Source organism: Streptomyces sp. NPDC025651 (genome assembly GCF_055558735.1).
Genome location: NZ_JBVHLZ010000030.1, coordinates 1 through 3,970, shown reverse-complemented (window position 1 = coordinate 3,970; position 3,970 = coordinate 1). Strand labels below are relative to the sequence as shown.

The 3,970-nt window shown below is 74.1% G+C and carries 2 protein-coding genes; both read left to right on the top strand.

The window, feature by feature from the left end; all coding sequences use genetic code 11:
- Positions 1 to 1,896: condensation domain-containing protein (locus tag ACZ4D5_RS43380; protein ID WP_467778065.1), on the top strand; the 1,896-nt coding region annotated here is incomplete at its 5' end.
- Between the two features lie 177 nt (positions 1,897 to 2,073).
- On the top strand, positions 2,074 to 3,970 hold a 1,897-nt coding region (locus ACZ4D5_RS43375; RefSeq protein WP_467778064.1), incomplete at its 3' end, for a condensation domain-containing protein.

The window sequence follows — 3,970 nt, the reverse complement described above, 5'->3', positions numbered from 1 at the left end:
TATGTGGTGGGCGCGGACGGGGCGGAGATCGCTCCCGAGGAGATGCGTGCGTATGTGGCCGAGCGGCTGCCGGAGTACATGGTCCCGGCGGCGGTGGTCGTGCTGGAGGAGCTGCCGCTCACGGTGAACGGCAAGGTGGACCGGGCGGCCCTCCCCGCCCCGGACTTCGCCGGGCGGGTCTCGGGCCGGGAGCCGGGCACGGAGACCGAGCGGATCCTGTGCGAGGTGTTCGCGGAGGTCCTCGGTCTGGAGCGGGTCGGGGTCGAGGACGGCTTCTTCGAGCTGGGCGGCGACTCGATCAGCTCGATGCAACTGGTCTCCCGGGCGCGCAGGGCGGGCCTGGTGGTGACGCCCCGGCAGGTCTTCGAGGAGAAGACTCCCGAACGCCTCGCGGCCGTGGCGGAAGCCGCGGGTCACGAGACGGCCGCCGTCGCCGACGTCGGCGTGGGCGAGGTGCCCTGGACGCCGGTCATGCGGGCACTCGGCGACCGCGCCGCACGCCCCGGGTTCGCGCAATGGGCGGTGGTCGGCGCCCCGGCGGGGCTCGGCCTCGACGTGCTGGCGGCCGGTCTCGGCGCCGTGCTCGACGCGCACGACATGCTGCGGGCGCGGACCGTGCCGGGCGAGCCGAAGCTGATCGTCGGCGAGCGGGGATCGGTGGACGCCGGGGCCTTGGTGCTGCGGGTGGAAGCGGCGGACGTCGGGGCCGAGGGCGTGGACGCGGTCGCGCGCGAGACTGCGGGGCGGCTCGACCCGGCCTCCGGCGCCATGGTGCGCGTGGTGTGGGTCGATGCGGGCCCGGGCCGCGAGGGCCAACTCATCGTCGTTGCCCATCACTTGGTGGTGGACGGTGTGTCCTGGCGGATCCTGCTGCCCGACCTCCAGGCGGCCTGCGAGGCGGCGGCCGCCGGGCGCGTGCCGCAGTTGCCGCCGGTGGGGACGTCGTTCCGCCGCTGGGCCGGACTGCTGGCCGCGGAGGCGGCCGACGAGCGGCGGGTCGCCGAACTTGACGGCTGGCTGGCCCTGCTCGGCGAGGACCAATCGCCCTTGGGGCAACGGCAGTTGGAGCCGTCCGAGGACACCGTGCGAAGCCTGCGCCGCCGCTCCTGGGCGGTGCCGCCGGAGCAGGCCGAGACGCTCCTGACCCGCACACCGACCGCGTTCCACTGCGGCGTGGACGACGTGCTGCTGGCCGGCCTCGCCGCCGCGGTCGCGCACTGGCGGCCGGACACCGCGGCCGGTCTCCTGGTCGACGTCGAGGGGCACGGTCGCGAGTCCCTGGACGGCGCGGAACTGGATCTGTCGCGCACGGTGGGCTGGTTCACCGCTGCCCATCCGGTGCGGCTGACGTCGGCGGACGTGGATCTCGGCGAGGTCCTCGCCGGCGGGCCCGCCGCGGGTGCGCTGGTGAAGGCCGTCAAGGAGCAGGTGCGCGCGGTGCCCGGCGACGGGCTCGGGTACGCACTCCTGCGTCACCTCAACGCAGACACGGGTCCTGCCCTGAGCGCCCGGCCCGCCCCGCAGATCAGCTTCACGTACATGGGACGGTTCGCCGCCGACACGGCGGAGGACCGGGGCGGCGGTCCCTGGCGGATGGCCGGAGGGAACGCGATCGGCGGCTCGTCCCACCCGGACACGCCCCTGCGGCACCTGCTGGACGTCGGCGCGATGGTACGGGACACCCCGGGCGGGCCCGAGCTGACGCTCACCGTGAACTGGCCCGCCCACCTGGTGACGGAGCCCGATGCCGAACTCCTGGGCCGCACCTGGGCAAAGGCGCTCGGCGGCCTCGCGGCCCACACCGACGCGCCCGCGTCGGGCGGGCACAGCCCCTCCGACTTCCCGCTCCTCGACCTCGCCCAGGACGAAGTCGATGAATTCGACCGACTCGACTGACTCGATCCACTTCAGCACCCCGATCAATGCGACTGATCCGACCTGCTCGACCGACTCGAACAATTCGACTGATCCGACCCGCTCGACTGACTCGGTCAACTCGACTGTTTCGGCTGACTCGATCACCCCGATGGCACGCCCCGCCGAGGCGCGCCGCCGCCATGAGGAGACAGAACGATGACCCGATCCCTTGTCGAGGACGTCTGGCCGCTGTCGCCGTTGCAGGAGGGCCTGCTCTTCCACGCCGCCTTCGACGACCGGGGCCCGGACGTCTACCAGGGGCAGCGGACGCTGGAGCTGGCCGGTCCCGTGGACGCGGGACGGCTGCGGAGGTCGTGGGAGGCGCTCCTTGCCCGGCACGGCGCGCTGCGGGCGGGCTTCCGCGGCCGCAAGTCCGGTGAGGCGGTGCAGGTCATCGCGCGCGAGGCGGTGCTTCCCTGGCGCATGGAGGACGTCTCGGGGCTCGCCGAGGCCGACGCCCTCGCCGCGGCCGACCGGCTGGCCGCGCACGAACGGGCGCGGCGCTTCGACCCCGCGGTCCCGCCGCTGCTGCGCGTGCTGCTGGTCAGGACGGGCGCCGACCGGCACCGGCTGGTCCTCACCAGCCACCATGTCGTGATGGACGGCTGGTCCATGGCGGTCCTGTTCAACGAACTGCCCGCCGTGTACGCGGCGGACGGCGACACCCGCGCACTGCCCAGGACGACCTCCTACCGCGACTACCTCGTGTGGCTGGGCCGGCAGGACAAGGAGGCGGCCCGCGCCGCCTGGCGGGCCGAGCTCGCCGGGGCCGACGAACCGACCCTCGTGGCCCCGGCCGACCCGGCCCGGACACCGGTGGCGCCCGAGAGCCTGATCACCCGGCTCTCGCCCGAACTGACGCTGGGCATCACGCAGTTGGCGCGCGCCCAGGGCCTGACGGTGAACACGGTGGTGCAAGGGGCGTGGGCGTTGGTCCTCGCGCGGCTCGCGGGGCGTACGGATGTGGTGTTCGGCGCGACCGTGGCGGGGCGGCCCGGCGAACTGCCGGGTGTGGAGTCGATGGTCGGCCTCTTCATCAACACCGTGCCGGTGCGCGTGCCGCTCGACGGAGCGCAGACCGTCGCGCACATGCTCGCCGCCCTGCAGTCCCGCCAGGCCGCGCTCATGGCGCACCAGCACCTCGGACTCTCCGAGGTCCAGAAGCTGGCCGGTCCGGGCGCCGTCTTCGACACGATCGTGGTGTACGAGAACTACCCCCGCCCTCCTCAGGAGGAGCCCGCCCCGGACGCCTTCACCATGCGTCCGCTCGGCGAGGAGGAGGCGGCCCACTACCCGCTCACGCTCGTCGCGGCCCCCGAGGGCGACCGGATGGCCGTCAAGCTCGATCACCGGCCCGACCTGTTCGACCGCGCCGCCGCACAGGCGGTCGTCGGGCGCCTGGTGCGGGTCCTGGAGCAGATGGTCGCCGACCCGTCGGTGCCGGTGGCCCGGATCGACGTGACGGGCCCCGCGGAGCGCGAGCTCGTGGTCGCGGCATGGAACGCCGGCACGCAACCGGTGCCGGGCGCGTCGGTGCCGGAACTGATCGCGGCCCAGGTGGCCCGGCGGCCCGCGGCGACGGCGGTGAGTGACGGCGAACGAACCCTGACCTACGGGGAGTTGGACGAGGAGTCAGGTCGTCTCGCGGCGTACCTCAGGGACGTGGGCGTGGCCCGCGGCGACCGTGTCGCGGTGCTGATGGAGCGGTCGGCCGATCTGCTGGTGGCGTTGCTGGGGGTGTGGCGGGCGGGTGCCGCGTACGTTCCCGTGGATCCGGACCATCCGGCGGAGCGGGTGGCGTTCCTGCTCGCGGACGCCGCCCCGGAGGTGGTCCTGTGCATCTCGCGGACGCGCGGACTGCTGCCCGACGGGGTGACGGTCCGGCAGGTGGTCCTGGACGACACCGACGTGGTGGCGGCGATCGCCGGATGCGAGGTGACGGCCGGGTCCGGCGCGGTGGTGGGTGCGCGGGACGTGGCGTACGTGATGTACACGTCGGGCTCGACGGGGGTGCCGAAGGGTGTGGCGGTGCCGCACGGGAGTGTGGCGGGTC